This window comes from Streptococcus suis (assembly GCA_022354845.1).
GTDB classification, from domain to species: Bacteria; Bacillota; Bacilli; order Lactobacillales; family Streptococcaceae; genus Streptococcus; species Streptococcus suis_AA.
Genome location: CP031970.1, coordinates 1,844,096 through 1,862,091, shown reverse-complemented (window position 1 = coordinate 1,862,091; position 17,996 = coordinate 1,844,096). Strand labels below are relative to the sequence as shown.

The 17,996-nt window shown below is 41.5% G+C and carries 14 protein-coding genes; 13 read left to right on the top strand and 1 reads right to left on the bottom strand.

Translation table 11 applies throughout. The annotated features are described in order from the left end of the window. The first annotated feature begins 16 nt into the window (after positions 1-16). From D2A30_09620 to D2A30_09605, 4 genes are all read left to right on the top strand, one after another. The gene (locus D2A30_09620) at positions 17-2,422 is read left to right on the top strand and encodes a penicillin-binding protein (GenBank protein ID ULL21799.1); all 2,406 of its coding nucleotides are present in this window, start codon (positions 17-19) and stop codon (positions 2,420-2,422) included. A 659-nt stretch (positions 2,423-3,081) separates the two neighbouring features. Next, on the top strand, positions 3,082-6,654 hold the full coding sequence (rpoB, locus tag D2A30_09615; GenBank protein ID ULL21798.1) for a DNA-directed RNA polymerase subunit beta: 3,573 nt from the start codon (positions 3,082-3,084) through the stop codon (positions 6,652-6,654). A gap of 177 nt (positions 6,655-6,831) precedes the next feature. After that, the gene (rpoC, locus tag D2A30_09610) at positions 6,832-10,476 is read left to right on the top strand and encodes a DNA-directed RNA polymerase subunit beta' (GenBank protein ID ULL21797.1); all 3,645 of its coding nucleotides are present in this window, start codon (positions 6,832-6,834) and stop codon (positions 10,474-10,476) included. A gap of 124 nt (positions 10,477-10,600) precedes the next feature. Beyond that, entirely contained in the window at positions 10,601-10,969 is a 369-nt protein-coding gene (locus tag D2A30_09605) for a DUF1033 family protein (protein ULL21796.1), read from the top strand. Positions 10,970-11,001: 32 nt separating this feature from the next. On the opposite strand, the gene D2A30_09600 is transcribed toward D2A30_09605, so the two are convergent. Further along, positions 11,002-11,952, bottom strand: coding sequence for an LD-carboxypeptidase (locus D2A30_09600; protein ULL21795.1), 951 nt, complete (start codon positions 11,950-11,952; stop codon positions 11,002-11,004). Positions 11,953-12,039: 87 nt separating this feature from the next. Here D2A30_09600 and D2A30_09595 point away from each other — a divergent pair, with 87 nt between their 5' ends. The 9 genes from D2A30_09595 to D2A30_09555 are packed head-to-tail and all read left to right on the top strand — an operon-like array spanning position 12,040 to position 17,987. Then, complete coding sequence (locus D2A30_09595) at positions 12,040-12,990, top strand: type II/IV secretion system protein (GenBank protein ULL21794.1); 951 nt, start codon at positions 12,040-12,042, stop codon at positions 12,988-12,990. Next, positions 12,911-13,939 carry a type II secretion system F family protein gene (locus tag D2A30_09590; protein ID ULL22033.1) on the top strand — a complete coding sequence of 343 codons (1,029 nt, stop codon included), beginning with the start codon at positions 12,911-12,913 and terminating at the stop codon, positions 13,937-13,939. Before D2A30_09595 ends, D2A30_09590 begins: the two co-directional genes overlap by 80 nt. Position 13,940: 1 nt before the next feature. Beyond that, the gene (locus D2A30_09585) at positions 13,941-14,225 is read left to right on the top strand and encodes a prepilin-type N-terminal cleavage/methylation domain-containing protein (protein ULL21793.1); all 285 of its coding nucleotides are present in this window, start codon (positions 13,941-13,943) and stop codon (positions 14,223-14,225) included. Then, complete coding sequence (locus D2A30_09580) at positions 14,206-14,613, top strand: type II secretion system protein (protein ULL21792.1); 408 nt, start codon at positions 14,206-14,208, stop codon at positions 14,611-14,613. Before D2A30_09585 ends, D2A30_09580 begins: the two co-directional genes overlap by 20 nt. Continuing rightward, positions 14,585-14,878, top strand: coding sequence for a Type II secretory pathway, pseudopilin PulG (locus tag D2A30_09575; GenBank protein ID ULL21791.1), 294 nt, complete (start codon positions 14,585-14,587; stop codon positions 14,876-14,878). Before D2A30_09580 ends, D2A30_09575 begins: the two co-directional genes overlap by 29 nt. After that, positions 14,865-15,299 (top strand): competence protein ComGF, encoded by a 435-nt coding sequence (locus D2A30_09570; GenBank protein ULL21790.1) that lies wholly within the window; start codon positions 14,865-14,867, stop codon positions 15,297-15,299. The genes D2A30_09575 and D2A30_09570 overlap by 14 nt, the downstream gene beginning before the upstream one ends. Then, entirely contained in the window at positions 15,277-15,777 is a 501-nt protein-coding gene (locus D2A30_09565) for a competence protein ComGG (GenBank protein ID ULL21789.1), read from the top strand. The genes D2A30_09570 and D2A30_09565 overlap by 23 nt, the downstream gene beginning before the upstream one ends. A gap of 19 nt (positions 15,778-15,796) precedes the next feature. Further along, complete coding sequence (locus D2A30_09560) at positions 15,797-16,750, top strand: class I SAM-dependent methyltransferase (protein ULL21788.1); 954 nt, start codon at positions 15,797-15,799, stop codon at positions 16,748-16,750. A 49-nt stretch (positions 16,751-16,799) separates the two neighbouring features. Then, positions 16,800-17,987 carry an acetate kinase gene (locus tag D2A30_09555; protein ID ULL21787.1) on the top strand — a complete coding sequence of 396 codons (1,188 nt, stop codon included), beginning with the start codon at positions 16,800-16,802 and terminating at the stop codon, positions 17,985-17,987. Positions 17,988-17,996 lie beyond the last annotated feature (9 nt).

Genomic DNA, 17,996 nt, shown 5'->3' with positions numbered 1-17,996 from the left:
GTGATAAGGAGTTTTTATGAATAACAAATCAGAAAAACAAGATTTAAAAAAGAAAGTTGATATTCATCAGTTAGAGAATGGTTTTGGAATCTTCCTTCGGACCCTTAAATTATTGATTAATTCGATAGTTGTCTTAGGATTTTTAATTGCTATTTTTGGTGGTGGGGTCGGAGTAGGCTTTGTTGTTAGTCTTTTCGACAAAGTTGAAGTGCCAAAAACAAAAGAGTTGGTTGAAAAGGTATCGGAAGTTAGTCGTATTTCAACAATAACTTATTCAGATGGTAGTTTAGTTTCAGAAGTAAATTCTGACTTATTACGTATACCAGTCACGTCTGAAGAGGTTTCGGATTATCTAAAGCAGGCAGTTATTGCTACAGAAGACGAAACCTTTGAGACGCATAATGGTGTTGTACCAAAAGCAGTATTACGTGCTGCTTTAGGATCTATCGGACTAGGATCTTCTAGTGGTGGCTCTACTTTGACCCAACAATTGATCAAACAACAATTGGTGGGTGATGCTCCAACCTTTACGCGAAAGGCTAATGAAATCGTTTCTGCTTTAGCTTTAGAGCGAAATATGAAAAAAAATGAGATATTAACAATTTATTTGAATGTCTCTCCTTTTGGACGAAACAATCAGGGTAAAAATATTGCAGGTGTAGAGGCAGCTGCAAGAGGGATCTTTGGAAAAACGGCTAAGGAGTTAAGCGTCCCACAGGCTGCTTATATCGCTGGATTGCCTCAAAGTCCTATTGTGTATTCTCCGTATGCTTCAGATGGAACACGGAAATCGGATGATGACATGATTTATGGAATTGAGCGTTATCAGGACGTTCTTTATAATATGTATCGGGCTTCTTTTTTGACTAAAGAGGAATACGAAGCTTATAAAGATTATGATATTAAGCAAGATTTTATCGCCCCTGCACCCATTACTTCAGATACAAAAGATTACCTCTATTATGAAGTTATGGAGGAGGCACAGCAGGTCATGTTTGATTATCTCGTTAAACGGGATGCAGTTTCTGAAAATGACTTGAAAAATGATGATATAAAATCATCATATGAGGAGATGGCGACTCAGGAATTAAGTCAAGGGGGATATATTATAAAGAGTACCGTTGATAAAGGCATCTATTCTGCAATGCAATCTGTCGTAGCGAATTACGGTTCAGTTCTAGACAATGGAAATGAATATGTTGAAACAGGAAGTGTTTTGATTGATAATAGTACAGGAGCTATTCTAGGATTTATTGGTGGTAGGAACTTTGCAACAAATCAAAATAACCACGCCTTCGACACACAACGGTCACCTGCTTCTACTATTAAACCATTGTTAGCTTATGGTATTGCTATTGATCAAGGATTGCTAGGGTCTGCAAGTATTCTATCTAATTATCCTACAAACTTCTCAAGTGGTCAGCCAATTATGTACGGCAGTAGTAAAGGTACTGGTATGATGAATTTAAAGACTGCTATTGATATGTCTGTAAATATCCCGGCTTTTTGGACTTATAAAATGATTCAAAACGCAGGGGTTAATGCTAAGGATTACATGGAAAAAATGAATTATCATATTCCAATGTATGATATTGAAAGTGTGCCATTAGGCGGAGGAGTTGAAATCTCTGTATTGACGAATACCAACGGCTATCAGACTTTAGCCAATGGCGGTGTTTATAATAAGCACTATATTGTTGAAAGTATCACTGCATCGGATGGAACGGTGGTATACCAGCACGAAGCTGCTCCCGTTCAAGTGTATTCAAAAGCTACGGCAAGCATTATGAATATGTTATTACGACAAGTGATTAATTCTGGTTACACCTCAACATTCAAAAGTCGATTAAGTAGTTTGAATCCTCAAGCCGCAACATCTGACTTCGTTGGAAAAACGGGTACAAGTAATGAGGTAAATGATGTTTGGTTAATGTTATCTACTCCGAAAGTAACCTTAGGAACATGGGTGGGGAATGATGACAACTCAGAAATGTATGTCTGGACAGGATACTATAATAATTCACAATACGTTGCATACCTTGTGGATGCATTATACAATTTCAAATCGGATATGTTTTCAGGTAAGTTTGAACTGGATAACAGTGTCATCTCCTCTAATGTTGTATCTTCTACTGGTCAACGTGCCGGAACAGTTCAGGTGAATGGTCGTCGAGTAACGATAGGTGGTGCGACCACAACAAGTTATTGGGCCAAAAACGGCGCACCTGTAACCAATTATAATTTCATGGTTGGAGGGACCGACAGCGATAAACGTCAGGCTTGGAATACTATAATTGGGTCGCAAACGACCACATCAAGTAGCTCAACTCAACGCAGTAGCTCTAGTCGAAGCAGTGGAACAAGTTCTTCGAGTTCAAATAATGACCAAGATACAGACACTCAGACATCTAGCAGTGACTAATCTTTTAGGGGTTCAAATCGAAGCGCTTGTTCCATATAATTAGATAATGATTCAAAATTAGAGTAGATTACGTGGTTAACATTGTAGAATTTATCTCAAGAGCAAGATAATAGTTTTATGACGATCTCAGGCAAAAAGACAATTCAGCTCGATTGATTACTTTCGAATGATATCAAAGATACAGAACTGATTCATTTCTTGATTTATTCTAGTTCTTGTGCTATAATTGTATAAATTATTTGTCGTGTGTCTTGTTTGAAATATTGTCCAAGCAAGGCTTGCAGCAGTTAAATCACACTTTTTAAAAGGAAGATTTAGCTGCTCTTTTTGTGTCTATGAAGAAGCTCTTTGAGAATTGTTACCTATTCTTAAAGATTCTAAAAATTCAGAATAAGTAAGTGCAGGTCATCACATGCTGAATATAATTGAACTCGGGCTATACTCCTGTAGAAAAAGATACATCCCCTTGCAATCTTTTGATTGCTTTGTCGATGTCCTATTTTCTTTTGGAGTGTTTGACGCCCTCGTATCTTTAATTGAACTCGACCTAAAACCTGTGTGAAAAAGATAGAGCTCCTTGTGTCTGGTGACACGGCGTCACTCTCCTATTTTCACTTTGGTTTTCACGGTCTCGTATCTTATTACAAAGGAGAAAACTTTTGGCAGGACATGAAGTTCAGTACGGTAAGCACCGTACCCGTCGTAGTTTTTCAAGAATCAAGGAAGTTCTTGATTTACCAAATTTGATTGAAATCCAAACGGACTCTTTCCAAGACTTTTTAGATTATGGTTTGAAAGAAGTCTTTGAAGATGTACTTCCAGTTTCAAACTTTACGGATACCATGGAATTGGAATTCGTTGGTTATGAATTGAAAGAACCTAAATACACATTGGAAGAAGCGCGTGCGCATGATGCGAACTACTCAGCTCCAATTTATGTGACTTTCCGTCTGGTGAATAAAGAAACTGGCGAGATCAAGACACAAGAAGTCTTCTTCGGTGAGTTTCCAATCATGACTGAAATGGGTACCTTCATCATCAACGGTGCAGAGCGTATCATCGTTTCTCAGTTGGTTCGTTCACCAGGTGTCTACTTCAATGATAAAGTAGATAAGAATGGTAAAGTAGGTTATGGATCAACGGTTATTCCTAACCGTGGAGCTTGGTTGGAATTAGAAACAGACTCAAAAGACATTGCCTACACTCGTATTGACCGTACGCGTAAGATTCCATTCACAACGCTTGTTCGTGCGCTTGGTTTCTCAGGTGATGATGAAATCTTTGATATCTTTGGTGATAGCGAATTGGTTCGCAATACCATTGAAAAAGATATTCATAAAAACCCAGCAGATTCTCGTACAGATGAAGCGCTTAAGGAAATCTATGAGCGCCTTCGTCCAGGTGAACCAAAGACAGCTGAAAGCTCTCGTAGTCTTTTGACAGCTCGTTTCTTTGACCCACGTCGTTACGACTTGGCACCTGTTGGTCGTTACAAGATTAATAAAAAACTCAACCTCCGTACTCGTTTGCTCAACCAAACACTTGCTGAGCATGTGATTAACGGTGAGACAGGCGAAATTGTCTTGGAAGCTGGTACTGTATTGAGTCGTGATGTGCTTGAAAAAGTAGAAGCACAATTCGATGAGCTCAACTTGGTAGAGTATATTCCAAATGACAACGCTGTTCTTCTTGAGCCAGTTCTTTTGCAGAAATTCAAGATTGTAGCTCCTAAGGATCCAGAACGTGTTGTGACGGTGATTGGTAATGCTAATCCAGCAGAAAAAGTACGTACAGTAACACCTGCGGACATCTTGGCTGAAATGAGCTACTTCCTCAACTTGGCTGAGGGTCTTGGTCGTGTAGATGATATTGACCACTTGGGTAACCGTCGTATTCGTGCCGTTGGTGAATTGCTTGCTAACCAAGTACGTATCGGTTTGACTCGTATGGAACGTAACTTGCGTGAGCGTATGTCTGTTCAAGACAATGAAGTATTGACGCCACAACAAATCATCAATATCCGTCCTGTTACAGCCGCAATCAAAGAATTCTTTGGTTCATCTCAGTTGTCACAGTTCATGGACCAACACAACCCACTTTCTGAGTTGTCTCACAAACGCCGTTTGTCAGCCTTGGGACCTGGTGGTTTGACTCGTGACCGTGCTGGTTATGAGGTTCGAGACGTTCACTACACTCACTATGGTCGTATGTGTCCGATTGAAACGCCTGAGGGACCAAACATCGGTTTGATCAACAACTTATCTTCTTATGGTCACCTTAACAAGTATGGCTTCATCCAAACACCATACCGCAAGATTGACCGTGCAACTGGTACAGTTACAAACGAAATCGTTTGGTTGACAGCGGATGAAGAAGATGCCTACATCGTAGCACAATCAACATCAGCTCTTGATGAAAACAACCGTTTCGTTGATAAGATTGTTATGGGACGTCACCAAGGTAACAACCAAGAGTTCCCAGCAGATTCAGCAGACTTCATGGACGTTTCACCTAAACAGGTAGTTGCCGTTGCGACAGCATGTATTCCTTTCTTGGAAAACGATGACTCCAACCGTGCCCTCATGGGTGCCAACATGCAACGTCAGGCTGTCCCATTGATTGATCCGAAAGCACCATTTGTAGGGACTGGTATGGAATACCAGGCTGCACATGACTCAGGTGCGGCTATTATCGCTCAACATGATGGTAAGGTTGTTTTTGCAGATGCGGATAAGGTAGAAGTGCGTCGTGAAGATGGTTCGCTTGATGTCTACCACATTTCTAAATTCCGTCGTTCGAACTCTGGTACAGCCTATAACCAACGCACCCTTGTAAAATTGGGCGACATCGTTGAAAAAGGCGACTTCATCGCAGATGGACCTTCCATGGAAAACGGGGAAATGGCTCTTGGTCAAAACCCTATCGTTGCCTACATGACTTGGGAAGGTTACAACTTTGAGGATGCAGTTATCATGTCTGAACGCCTTGTGAAGGACGATGTGTTTACATCTGTTCACTTGGAAGAATACGAATCAGAAACACGTGATACTAAGTTAGGCCCTGAAGAAATCACTCGCGAAATTCCAAACGTTGGTGAAGATGCTCTTCGCAACTTGGACGAAATGGGGATTATTCGTATTGGTGCCGAAGTTAAAGAGGGCGACATTCTTGTTGGTAAAGTCACACCAAAAGGTGAAAAAGATCTTTCTGCTGAAGAGCGCCTCTTGCATGCAATCTTCGGTGACAAATCACGTGAAGTCCGTGATACTTCTCTTCGTGTACCTCACGGTGCCGATGGTGTCGTTCGTGATGTGAAAATCTTTACCCGTGCCAATGGTGATGAGTTGCAATCAGGTGTCAACATGCTGGTTCGTGTTTACATTGCTCAAAAACGTAAGATCAAGGTCGGAGATAAGATGGCCGGTCGTCACGGTAACAAGGGTGTCGTTTCACGTATTGTACCTGTTGAGGATATGCCATATCTTCCAGACGGAACACCAGTTGACATCATGTTGAACCCACTCGGGGTGCCATCACGTATGAACATCGGTCAGGTTATGGAGCTTCACTTGGGTATGGCGGCTCGCAACTTGGGCATTCATATCGCAACACCAGTTTTCGATGGTGCAAGTTCAGAAGATCTCTGGTCAACTGTTAAAGAAGCAGGTATGGATTCAGATGCCAAAACCATTCTTTACGATGGACGTACAGGTGAGCCATTTGACAACCGTGTATCTGTTGGTGTCATGTACATGATCAAGCTTCATCACATGGTTGATGATAAACTTCACGCCCGCTCAGTAGGACCATACTCACTCGTTACCCAACAGCCACTCGGAGGTAAGGCTCAGTTTGGTGGTCAGCGTTTCGGTGAGATGGAGGTTTGGGCCCTTGAAGCCTACGGTGCTTCAAACGTCCTACAAGAAATCTTGACTTACAAGTCAGATGATGTGACAGGCCGTCTTAAAGCCTATGAAGCCATCACTAAAGGTAAACCAATTCCAAAACCAGGTGTTCCAGAATCATTCCGCGTTCTTGTCAAAGAATTGCAATCACTTGGTTTGGATATGCGTGTCCTTGATGAAGACAACAATGAAGTAGAATTACGTGACCTTGATGAAGGTGAAGATGATGACATCATCCACGTAGACGATCTTGAAAAAGCACGTGCAAAAGCCGCAGCTGATGCAGCCGCAGCCTTTGCAGCAGAAGAAGCAGAAGGCAAAGAATAATTAGAATGGATGGAACAAGTTGGTCCAAATCTCAGAACTGAAAGAGATAAGGACCAACAGTTTTCCACCGTCTGATTTATAGAAAAATAGCTTACCAGCTATCCATTCTGCTGATTATTGTTCAAGAGTTTGAGGTATGGGAATCCATCCTCTCACAAGAAAAGAAAGGGATTATTAGTGGTTGACGTAAATCGATTTAAAAGTATGCAAATCACGTTAGCTTCACCAAGTAAGGTTCGTTCATGGTCTTACGGTGAGGTTAAAAAACCTGAAACAATCAACTATCGTACACTTAAACCAGAACGTGATGGACTATTTGACGAAGTAATCTTTGGTCCAACAAAAGACTGGGAGTGTTCATGCGGTAAATACAAACGTATCCGTTATAAAGGGATTACTTGTGACCGCTGTGGTGTGGAAGTGACTCGTGCAAAAGTACGTCGTGAACGTATGGGACACATTGAGTTGAAAGCACCAATTTCACACATTTGGTATTTCAAAGGTATTCCAAGTCGTATGGGCTTGACCTTAGATATGAGCCCACGTGCGCTTGAGGAAGTTATCTACTTCGCGGCTTACGTGGTGATCGATCCTAAAGATACACCGCTTGAGCACAAGTCAATCATGACTGAGCGCGAATACCGTGAGCGTTTGCGTGAATATGGCTATGGTACATTCGTTGCCAAAATGGGTGCAGAAGCGATCCAAGACCTCTTGAAACAAGTCGATCTTCCAAAAGAAATCGCTGCGTTGAAAGAAGAGTTAAAAACTGCTACTGGACAAAAACGGATTAAAGCTGTGCGTCGTTTGGATGTATTGGATGCTTTCTACAAATCCGGAAATAAACCTGAGTGGATGATTCTCAATATCTTGCCAGTTATTCCACCAGATTTGCGTCCGATGGTTCAGTTGGATGGTGGCCGTTTTGCTGCATCTGATTTGAATGAATTATATCGCCGTGTTATCAACCGTAACAACCGTTTGGCTCGTCTCTTGGAACTTAACGCTCCAGGGATCATCGTACAAAACGAAAAACGGATGCTCCAAGAAGCTGTAGATGCTTTGATTGACAACGGTCGCCGTGGTCGTCCAATTACAGGACCAGGTAGCCGTCCACTTAAATCACTCAGCCACATGCTTAAAGGTAAACAAGGCCGTTTCCGTCAAAACTTGCTTGGTAAGCGTGTTGACTTCTCAGGACGTTCCGTTATCGCCGTTGGTCCAACTCTTAAAATGTACCAATGTGGTGTACCACGTGAAATGGCTATTGAGCTCTTCAAACCGTTTGTCATGCGCGAAATCGTTGCCCGTGATATTGCTGGTAACGTAAAGGCTGCAAAACGTTTGATTGAACGTGGTGACGACCGTATTTGGGATATCTTGGAAGAAGTGATCAAAGAACACCCAGTTCTTTTGAACCGCGCACCTACCCTTCACCGTTTGGGTATCCAGGCTTTTGAGCCAGTTCTGATCGACGGTAAAGCCCTTCGTTTGCACCCGCTTGTCTGTGAAGCCTACAACGCCGACTTTGACGGTGACCAGATGGCGATTCACGTTCCATTGTCAGAAGAAGCACAAGCAGAAGCACGTATCCTTATGCTTGCGGCAGAACACATCCTTAACCCTAAAGATGGTAAACCAGTCGTAACACCATCTCAGGATATGGTTTTGGGTAACTACTACTTGACCATGGAAGATGCTGGTCGTGAAGGTGAAGGTATGGTCTTCAAGGATGCGGATGAGGCTATTATGGCTTACCGCAATGGCTATGTTCACTTGCATACTCGTGTTGGTATCGCAACAGATAGCCTTGATAAACCTTGGAAAGATAACCAAAAACACAAGGTCATGATGACAACCGTCGGAAAAATCTTGTTCAACGCGATTATGCCAGAAGGACTTCCATACTTGCAAGAGCCAAATAATGCTAACTTGACAGAAGGAACTCCTGATAAATACTTCTTGGAGCCAGGGTCAGATATCAAGGCTGCTATTGCAGAATTGCCAATCAACCAACCATTCAAGAAGAAAAATTTTGGTAATATCATCGCTGAAATCTTCAAGCGTTTCCGTACAACTGAAACATCAGCCCTGCTTGACCGTTTGAAAGACTTGGGTTACTATCACTCAACACTTGCTGGTTTGACAGTGGGGATTGCCGATATTCCGGTCATCGACAACAAGGCTGAAATCATTGAAGAATCTCACGAACGTGTAGAACAAATCAAGAAACAATTCCGTCGTGGTATGATTACTGATGATGAGCGTTATGCAGCTGTTACAGATGAATGGCGTTCAGCTAAGGAAAAATTGGAAAAACTTCTGGTTGAAAAACAAGATCCGAAGAACCCAATCGTTATGATGATGGACTCTGGTGCCCGTGGTAACATTTCCAACTTCTCCCAGTTGGCCGGTATGCGTGGTCTGATGTCAGCTCCGAACGGACGTATCATGGAATTGCCTATCTTGTCTAACTTCCGTGAAGGTCTTTCTGTTTTGGAAATGTTCTTCTCAACTCATGGTGCCCGTAAGGGTATGACGGATACGGCCTTGAAGACAGCCGACTCAGGTTATCTGACTCGTCGTTTGGTTGACGTTGCCCAAGATGTTATTATCCGTGAAGACGACTGTGGAACAGACCGTGGTCTTGACATCCGTTCAATCACAGATGGCAAGGAAATGATCGAGCCACTTGAAGAGCGTTTGCAAGGTCGTTACACTAAGAAAACTGTTAAACATCCTGAAACGGGTGCCGTTATCATTGGTCCAAACCAATTGATTACTGAAGATATTGCCCGTGAAATTGTCAATGCAGGTGTTGAACAAGTAACCATCCGTAGTGTATTTACATGTAATACTCGCCACGGTGTCTGCCGTCATTGTTATGGTATCAACTTGGCGACAGGTGATGCGGTTGAAGTGGGTGAAGCAGTTGGTACGATTGCAGCCCAATCTATCGGTGAACCTGGTACACAGCTTACAATGCGTACCTTCCACACGGGTGGTGTAGCCTCAAACAGCGATATCACTCAGGGTCTTCCTCGTGTCCAAGAAATCTTTGAGGCGCGCAATCCGAAAGGGGAAGCAGTTATCACTGAGGTTAAAGGTGAAGTTATCGCTATTGAAGAAGATGCTTCTACTCGTACCAAGAAAGTCTTTGTTAAAGGTAAAACTGGCGAAGGCGAATACGTTGTACCATTTACAGCCCGTATGAAAGTCGAAGTTGGTGATCAAGTTGCGAGAGGTAGCGCCCTCACTGAAGGTTCTATCCAACCAAAACACTTGCTTGAAGTTCGTGATGTCTTGGCAGTTGAAACTTACCTTCTTTCTGAAGTTCAAAAAGTTTACCGTAGCCAGGGTGTAGAAATCGGTGACAAGCACATTGAGGTAATGGTTCGCCAAATGCTTCGTAAAGTTCGTGTCATGGATCCAGGCGATACAGATCTGCTTATGGGTACACTTATGGATATTGCAGACTTTACAGATGCCAATGCTGATGTGGTTATCGCTGGTGGTGTTCCAGCAACAGCTCGTCCAGTCCTTATGGGGATTACTAAGGCATCTCTTGAAACCAACTCATTCTTGTCAGCAGCATCCTTCCAGGAAACAACTCGTGTCCTTACTGATGCAGCCATTCGTGGTAAACGTGATAACCTTCTTGGTTTGAAAGAGAACGTTATTATTGGTAAGATTATCCCAGCGGGTACAGGTATGGCCCGCTACCGTAATCTTGAACCACAAGCCATCAATGAAGTTGAAATTATTGAAGATACAGTAGCAGAAGAGCTTGCTGAAGAAGCAAAACTTGCAGCCACTGAATAAAAAGAAAGCACATCTCATTTTTGAGGTGTGCTTTTTATGTTATTTTGTGGCAATACTCACAAGCAGAATGTTTTTTTTATACATATAATTTCGATATAATGTGTACGGTAAAGGAATTAGTATTATGTATAAAGTAATTAAAATGTATGGAGATTTTGAACCGTGGTGGTTCTTAGATGGTTGGGAAGAAGATGTTGTCAGTAGAGTGACGTACGAACGTTACGAGGATGCACTTTCTGCTTTTCAGAAGGAATGGGTAAAACTTTCAGAAAGTTTTCCAATGAAAAAAAGCAAAAATGGGACAATGGTGGCTTTTTGGGATGAATCAGACCAGTACTGGTGTGAAGAGTGTGATGAGTATTTACAGCGTTTCCATTCCCTTATGTTGATAGAATCGAAGGAAAATTTACCTGCAGGATTGACTAAAAAATCTCTTCAACCGAGAGTTGGACCATGTAGACTAAAACAAGAATCATTTGTTAAGGTTGACTAAAAAGGATTGCCTAATGAAGTGGCAATCCTTTTTTAACTGAATGTGATAGAAAATGTTTTGGTGTCAATCTCTACCTGTCCACCGATTGTAATGGTAAAGAGAGGTTGGGTATGGGCAAAGTCCAAATCGTACAGAACAGGAACTTTTTTGAGAATAGGGTGCTTGTCCAAAATTGCCAATAAAATTTCCTCAGTCATTTCTGTTTCTTTCGGGAAGCGTCCGATAAGAACCGCTTGTGGATTTGGATAAACTTGAAGGAGAGCGGCAAAATGCCTTGTAAATTCAACATAATGATCTTCTTCCGCCTCTTCTAAAAAGAGGATATACTTGTCTGGCTTGGGGGCAAATTCAGTACCGTGAAGGAGAGCAAAAGTAGACAGATTTCCGCCGATGGCAATACCAGAGGCTTTGCCTGGATTGTAGACTTTCCATTCTGTTGGGTAAAAGGTGCGAGGGGCGTCTGGTAGGTACCAAGCGTCGCTAGACCATTCAAGACTTGGAGTTAATTGATAGGTATCCTGAGTGACTGCATTTAGCCAAGATGTTGTTTGGTACTGTTGCCCCTGCTCCATTTTAAAGCTGGAATAAGCTGGGCCCATATAAGTTTGCATGCCTGTCTTGGCATAGATGGCATTGAGCAGGGCAGTCGTATCCGAATAGCCACAGAAAATCTTCTGATTACGGGCAATCAGATCAAAATCCAGATAGGGCAACAATTCATTGCAGTTGAAGCCACCAATGGTTGTCAGAATGGCATCAACTGTTTCATTCGCAAAAGCCGCCTCCAAGTCCTCAACTCGACTAGCAATCGGAGCTGAGTCAAAGATATCATTTTCAAAATAATGTTCTGAAAAAGAGAGTCTGAACCCAAGTGCTTCTAACTTTTTCTTAGCTGCTACATTAGCCTCAAAGCCACCAATACTTTCAATAGACGAAGATGGGCTGACTACGCGTATGTGGTCGCCTTTTTTTAATCTTTTCATGGGAAACCTCCACAACTTTTTTACTATTCTAACATAAATATGCCACAAATCAATATGTTTTACGAATAGATGGAGTAGGGAGGTTATATGATTCAAGAAAAAGCAAGAAAAATGATTGAAGAGGCAGTTGTCGAAAGGGTCAGTGATATTTATTTGATTCCAAGAGGAGAAAACTACCAAGTCTATCATCGAATAATGGATGAACGGGAATATATTCAAGAATTAGCCGAGGATGAGGTGATGGCCATTATTAGCCATTTCAAGTTTTTAGCGGGTTTGAATGTCGGTGAAAAACGGCGTTGCCAGCAAGGCTCTTGTGACTACAATTATGTTTCAGGGGAGATTTCCCTTCGGTTATCAACGGTTGGTGATTATCGTGGTAAAGAAAGTTTGGTCATTCGTCTGCTCTATGATCAAGATCAACAACTTAAATTTTGGTTTGGAGCATTGGAGAGGATTGCTCAAGAAATCAAGGGACGAGGGCTCTATCTTTTTTCAGGGCCGGTCGGTTCTGGCAAGACTACACTCATGTACCAGCTGGCGAGATTGAAATTTCCAGATAAGCAAATTCTAACTATAGAAGATCCAGTGGAAATCAAGCAGGAAGATATGCTCCAACTCCAGCTCAATGAGGCAATTGGTGCTACCTATGATAATCTCATCAAACTATCACTTCGTCATCGACCAGATTTACTGATTATTGGAGAAATTCGAGATTCAGAAACTGCTCGGGCAGTAATTCGAGCTAGTTTGACAGGGGCAACGGTCTTCTCAACGGTTCATGCTAGAAGTGTTGCTGGTGTCTATGCTCGCATGTTAGAACTGGGTGTAAGTCCTGAAGAATTGAATAATGCTCTTCAAGGAATTGCCTATCAACGATTAATAGGGGGAGGAGGTGTTGTTGATTTTGCAAAAGGAAACTACCAAAACCATTCCTCGGACAAGTGGAATGAGCAAATTGAATGCCTTCTTGCAGCGGGACATATCAGTCCTCGGCAGGCAGAAACAGAAAAAATTGTCCTTGGTTCGACAGCGTAAGGTGATTGAGCTCTTTAACAATCTTTTTGCTAGTGGATTTCACTTGGGAGAAATTGTCGATTTTCTCAAACGGAGTCAACTCTTGGCTGACCAATACACGCAAGTTTTGTCCGACGGTCTTCTTGCAGGAAAGCCATTTTCAAGTCTTTTGGGAGATTTACGCTTTTCGGATGCGGTTGTCACTCAGGTGGCCTTGGCGGAGGTTCATGGCAATACCAGTCTGAGTTTAAATCATATTCAATCTTATCTTGAAAATGTTAGCAAGGTGCGTAAAAAATTGATAGAAGTAGCAACCTATCCAATCATCTTGCTTGCCTTTTTATTATTGATAATGTTGGGACTAAAAAACTATTTGTTGCCCCAGTTGGAAGAAGGAAATGTTGCGACTATATTGATTCAACACTTGCCAACAATCTTTTTATCCTTTTGTGGCCTTTTCTTTCTTGCTGTCTTAGGTGGGCTTATTTGGTATCGCAGAACAAATAAAATCAAGGCTTTTTCTCGCTTAGTAGCTCTGCCATTTTTCGGAAAACTCATCCAAACCTATTTGACCGCCTATTACGCGAGGGAGTGGGGAAGCTTGATTGGTCAGGGACTTGATATGCCTCAGATTGTGGGCTTGATGCAGGAACAAAAATCACAGCTTTTTCGTGAGATTGGTGAAGATTTAGAGCGTTCGCTTTCTGATGGGCATAGTTTCCATGCTCATATCCAAACGTATGGCTTTTTCAAACGGGAGCTGAGTCTAATGATTGAGTATGGGCAAGTCAAATCAAAATTAGGAAGTGAGCTATCTGTGTATGCAACAGAGTGTTGGGAGGAATTTTTTACTCGTGTTAATAGGGCCATGCAGTTGATTCAACCATTGGTTTTTCTCTTTGTGGCCTTAATGGTCGTTCTCATCTATGCAGCCATGTTGCTGCCAATTTATCAGAATATGGAGTTATAAAATGAAAAAAATGTTGAAAAAGAAAGTCAAAGGTTTCACTTTGATCGAAATGTTAGTGGTGCTTGGAATTATTAGTATTCTCTTACTATTATTTGTGCCAAATCTCAGTAATCAAAAAGAAGCAATTCAGAAGAAAGGGGACGCAGCAATTGTAAAAATAGTTGAAAGTCAAATGGACATTTACGAATTGGACCATGGTGTTCGTCCAACAGCGGAAGAATTAGAAAAATTGGAGATGATAACTGAAGATCAACGAGAAAAATATAATAATGCACCTAAAGAATAAGGCCTTTACTCTTCTAGAGAGCTTACTAACATTAGGTGTTGTCTGTTTTCTAGCGTTGTTATTATCGGGGTCGGTGCATACTGCTTTTCATGTAGTGCAAGAGCAGGTGTTTCTTTTGGAATTTGAGTCCTTGTATAAAGACAGTCAAGAATTGGCTGCTAGAACTCAAGAAAAGGTAGCGCTTCGTATAGCTGGAGAAGAAGTATCAAATGGCTATCGAATCATTTCATTGCCGCCTAATGTATCCATAGTAGAAGAAAAAACAATTGTGTTTCAGGATGATGGGGGTAATTCTTCCTTGGAAAAAATCAGTTTTAAGATGAGTCATGAAACAATCAAGTATCAACTATATATAGGGAGTGGTCGATATAAGAAAATTGAAGAGTAGAGCCTATGTCTTGTTAGAAGGTTTAGTTGCCCTAGCTACCCTGGTAACGATTTGTAGCTTGATTTTGACAGCTATAGATACCGGAAGAATGCAACTAGTAAACAGTTTGTACCAACAAGAAGTTTATAATGTTGCAAAGATGGCAGTTCAGACAGGAGAATCCCATTTAGAGCTAAATGGGGTTGAAGTTTCAGTACAACGAACATCTCGTGAACTGACCGTTTACCATGAAGGTAAGGAGGTTATCCGGATTGAGAAAAACTAAGTTAGCCGCGTTCACCCTCTTGGAATGTTTAATTGCCTTACTCATTATTTCTGGCAGCTTGCTAGTGATTGAAGGTTTATCAAAATTGATAGCGCATGAGGTTCGCTATCAAGAGCGTCATGTGGAAAAACAGTGGTTACTATTTTGTGATCAATTGCGGGCTGAATGGGAAGGAGCAAGTCTTGATCGGGTTGATTCTGGAAAGTTGTACCTAACCAAAGGGGAAAAATCATTGGCATTTGGCAAGTCTGTGGCAGATGATTTTCGCAAGACAAATGCAAATGGTCAGGGCTATCAGCCCATGTTGTACAAAGTTTATTCAGCTACTTACGCCCAACAAGGCGAGGTTATACAGCTGGATGTAACATTTGAAAGTGGGGAGGAAAGGAGTTTTAGGTATGTTTTTGAAAAGACGAATTAAGGCAGGTGTTCTGCTCTATGCTCTCTTAATGCTTGCTGTCTTTAGCCTGATTCTCCAGTTCTATCTCAATAGACAATTCGCTGAAAGTCAACTAGTACAAGTAACCAAGCAAGAAGCTACTGCATATATGATGGCTCAAATGGTATCAGAGCAAGTCAAGACAGAGTACCAGCAGGAAATCCAATTAAAGAAAGTTAGTCAGGATCAAGAAATAGCCCAACAAACTCGTCTCGAGGAAGGAAGTTCTAAGACCAATTCTCCAAACTTGGTTGAGAAACAAGCTGATCCGGAGGAGGCCACTAAGGCATCACCGACCCAAAAATCATCCAAACAATCGGTCGTAAAGAAAGGGCAGATTTCATTTCACCAGGGTCAATCAGACTATCGCATTAAAAATAATCAATTGTCTGTTGTCGTAACACTAAATGGAGGAAAGCAATTCACTTACCACTTCCCAATTTCTAGTCAAATTCCTTAAAATTTGTTAAGATAAGAATATGAAATATGAAAAAATTGAACAGGCCTACAACCTGCTTTTAGAAAATGTACAGACAATTCAAAATCAACTTGGGACCAATATTTATGATGCTATGATTGAGCAAAATGCTGCCTATGTAGCTGGTCAACATGAAACCGAACTTGTTCTCAACAACAATCAAGTCTTGAGAGAATTAGCCTTGACAAAGGAAGAATGGCGTCGTGCTTACCAATTCTTGCTCATTAAAGCTAACCAGACAGAACCGATGCAGTACAACCATCAGTTCACACCTGACTCTATCGGATTTATCTTATCTTTCCTTGTGGACCAGTTGGTCTCTACTCCAAGAGTGACGGTTTTGGAAATTGGTTCTGGTACAGGAAACTTAGCTCAGACCATTCTCAACGCCAGCCAGAAGGAATTAGACTATTTAGGGATTGAAATAGATGACCTCTTGATTGATTTATCGGCTAGTATCGCGGATGTCATGGGAGCAGCTATTTCATTTGCTCAGGGAGATGCGGTACGTCCGCAGATTTTGAAAGAAAGCCAAGTGATTTTGGGAGATTTGCCTATTGGCTACTATCCAGATGACCAGATTGCTAGCCGTTATCAGGTAGCTAGTCCAAATGAACATACCTACGCCCATCATTTGCTCATGGAACAGTCCCTCAAATATCTGGAAAAAGATGGATTTGCGATTTTACTGGCTCCAAATGATTTATTAACGAGTCCGCAAAGCGATTTATTAAAAGGTTGGTTACAAGAACAAGCCAATATTGTTGCCATGATTGCCCTGCCGCCAAATCTTTTTGGGAAGGCTGCCATGGCCAAGTCCATTTTTGTGTTACAAAAGAAAGCTGCCAGACCTTTAACTCCTTTCGTTTATCCTTTGCAAAGCCTGCAAGAACCAGAAGCGATTCAGAAGTTCATGGTCAATTTCAAAAATTGGAAGCAAGAGAATGCAATTTGAGTGAAAATCTGTTATACTAGTGGGGAAAACGCTTTAAAAGAGGTAAGATATGTCAAAAACAATTGCAATTAATGCAGGTAGTTCTAGTTTAAAATGGCAACTTTATCAAATGCCAGAAGAAACAGTTTTAGCAGCGGGTATTATCGAGCGTATCGGCTTAAATGATTCTATTTCTACAGTTAAATATGATGGGAAGAAAGAAACCGAAGTATTAGATATTCCTAATCATACAGTTGCGGTTAAAATTCTTTTAGAAGATTTGCTCAGACATAATATTATTGCAACTTATGAAGAAATTACAGGTGTTGGACATCGTGTAGTTGCGGGTGGAGAATACTTCAAAGAGTCAGCGGTTATTGGTCAAAAAGAGATTGAACAAATTGAAGAGTTGAGTGCCTTGGCACCACTTCACAACCCAGCACACGTGGCGGCGATGCGCGCATTTGAAGAAGTATTGCCAGAAGTATTGAATGTAGCTGTTTTTGACACTGCTTTCCATACAACAATGCCAAAACACACTTATCTCTATCCGATTCCACAAAAATATTATACAGACTATAAAGTTCGTAAATATGGTGCTCATGGAACAAGCCACTTCTATGTAGCGCATGAGGCAGCAAAAGTTTTGGGTCGTCCAATTGAAGAATTAAAATTAATTACGGCTCATATCGGAAATGGTGTATCCATCACTGCTAACTATCATGGTGAATCTGTGGATACGTCAATGGGCTTCACACCTCTGGCTGGTCCGATGATGGGAACTCGTTCAGGGGATATTGATCCTGCTATCATTCCTTATCTGATTGCGAATGTTGAAGAGTTGAAAGATGCTGCAGACGTTGTTAACATGTTGAATAAACAGTCAGGCTTGTTTGGTGTATCTGGTCTTTCAAGTGATATGCGCGATATTGAAGCAGGCATCCAATCTCACAATCCAGATGCAGTATTGGCCTACAATATTTTCATTGACCGTATTAAGAAATTTATCGGTCAGTATCTTGCGGTTTTAAATGGTGCTGACGCCATCATCTTTACAGCAGGAATGGGTGAGAATGCTGCTGCAATGCGAAATGATGTCATTGCAGGTTTGTCTTGGTTTGGTATTGAGTTGGATCCAGCAAAAAATGTATTTGGCAACTATGGTGACATTTCAACGCCAGAATCAAAAGTTCGTGTCTTGGTTATTCCAACGGATGAAGAATTGGTTATTGCGCGTGAAGTTGAACGCTTGAAATAATAGAAGGAA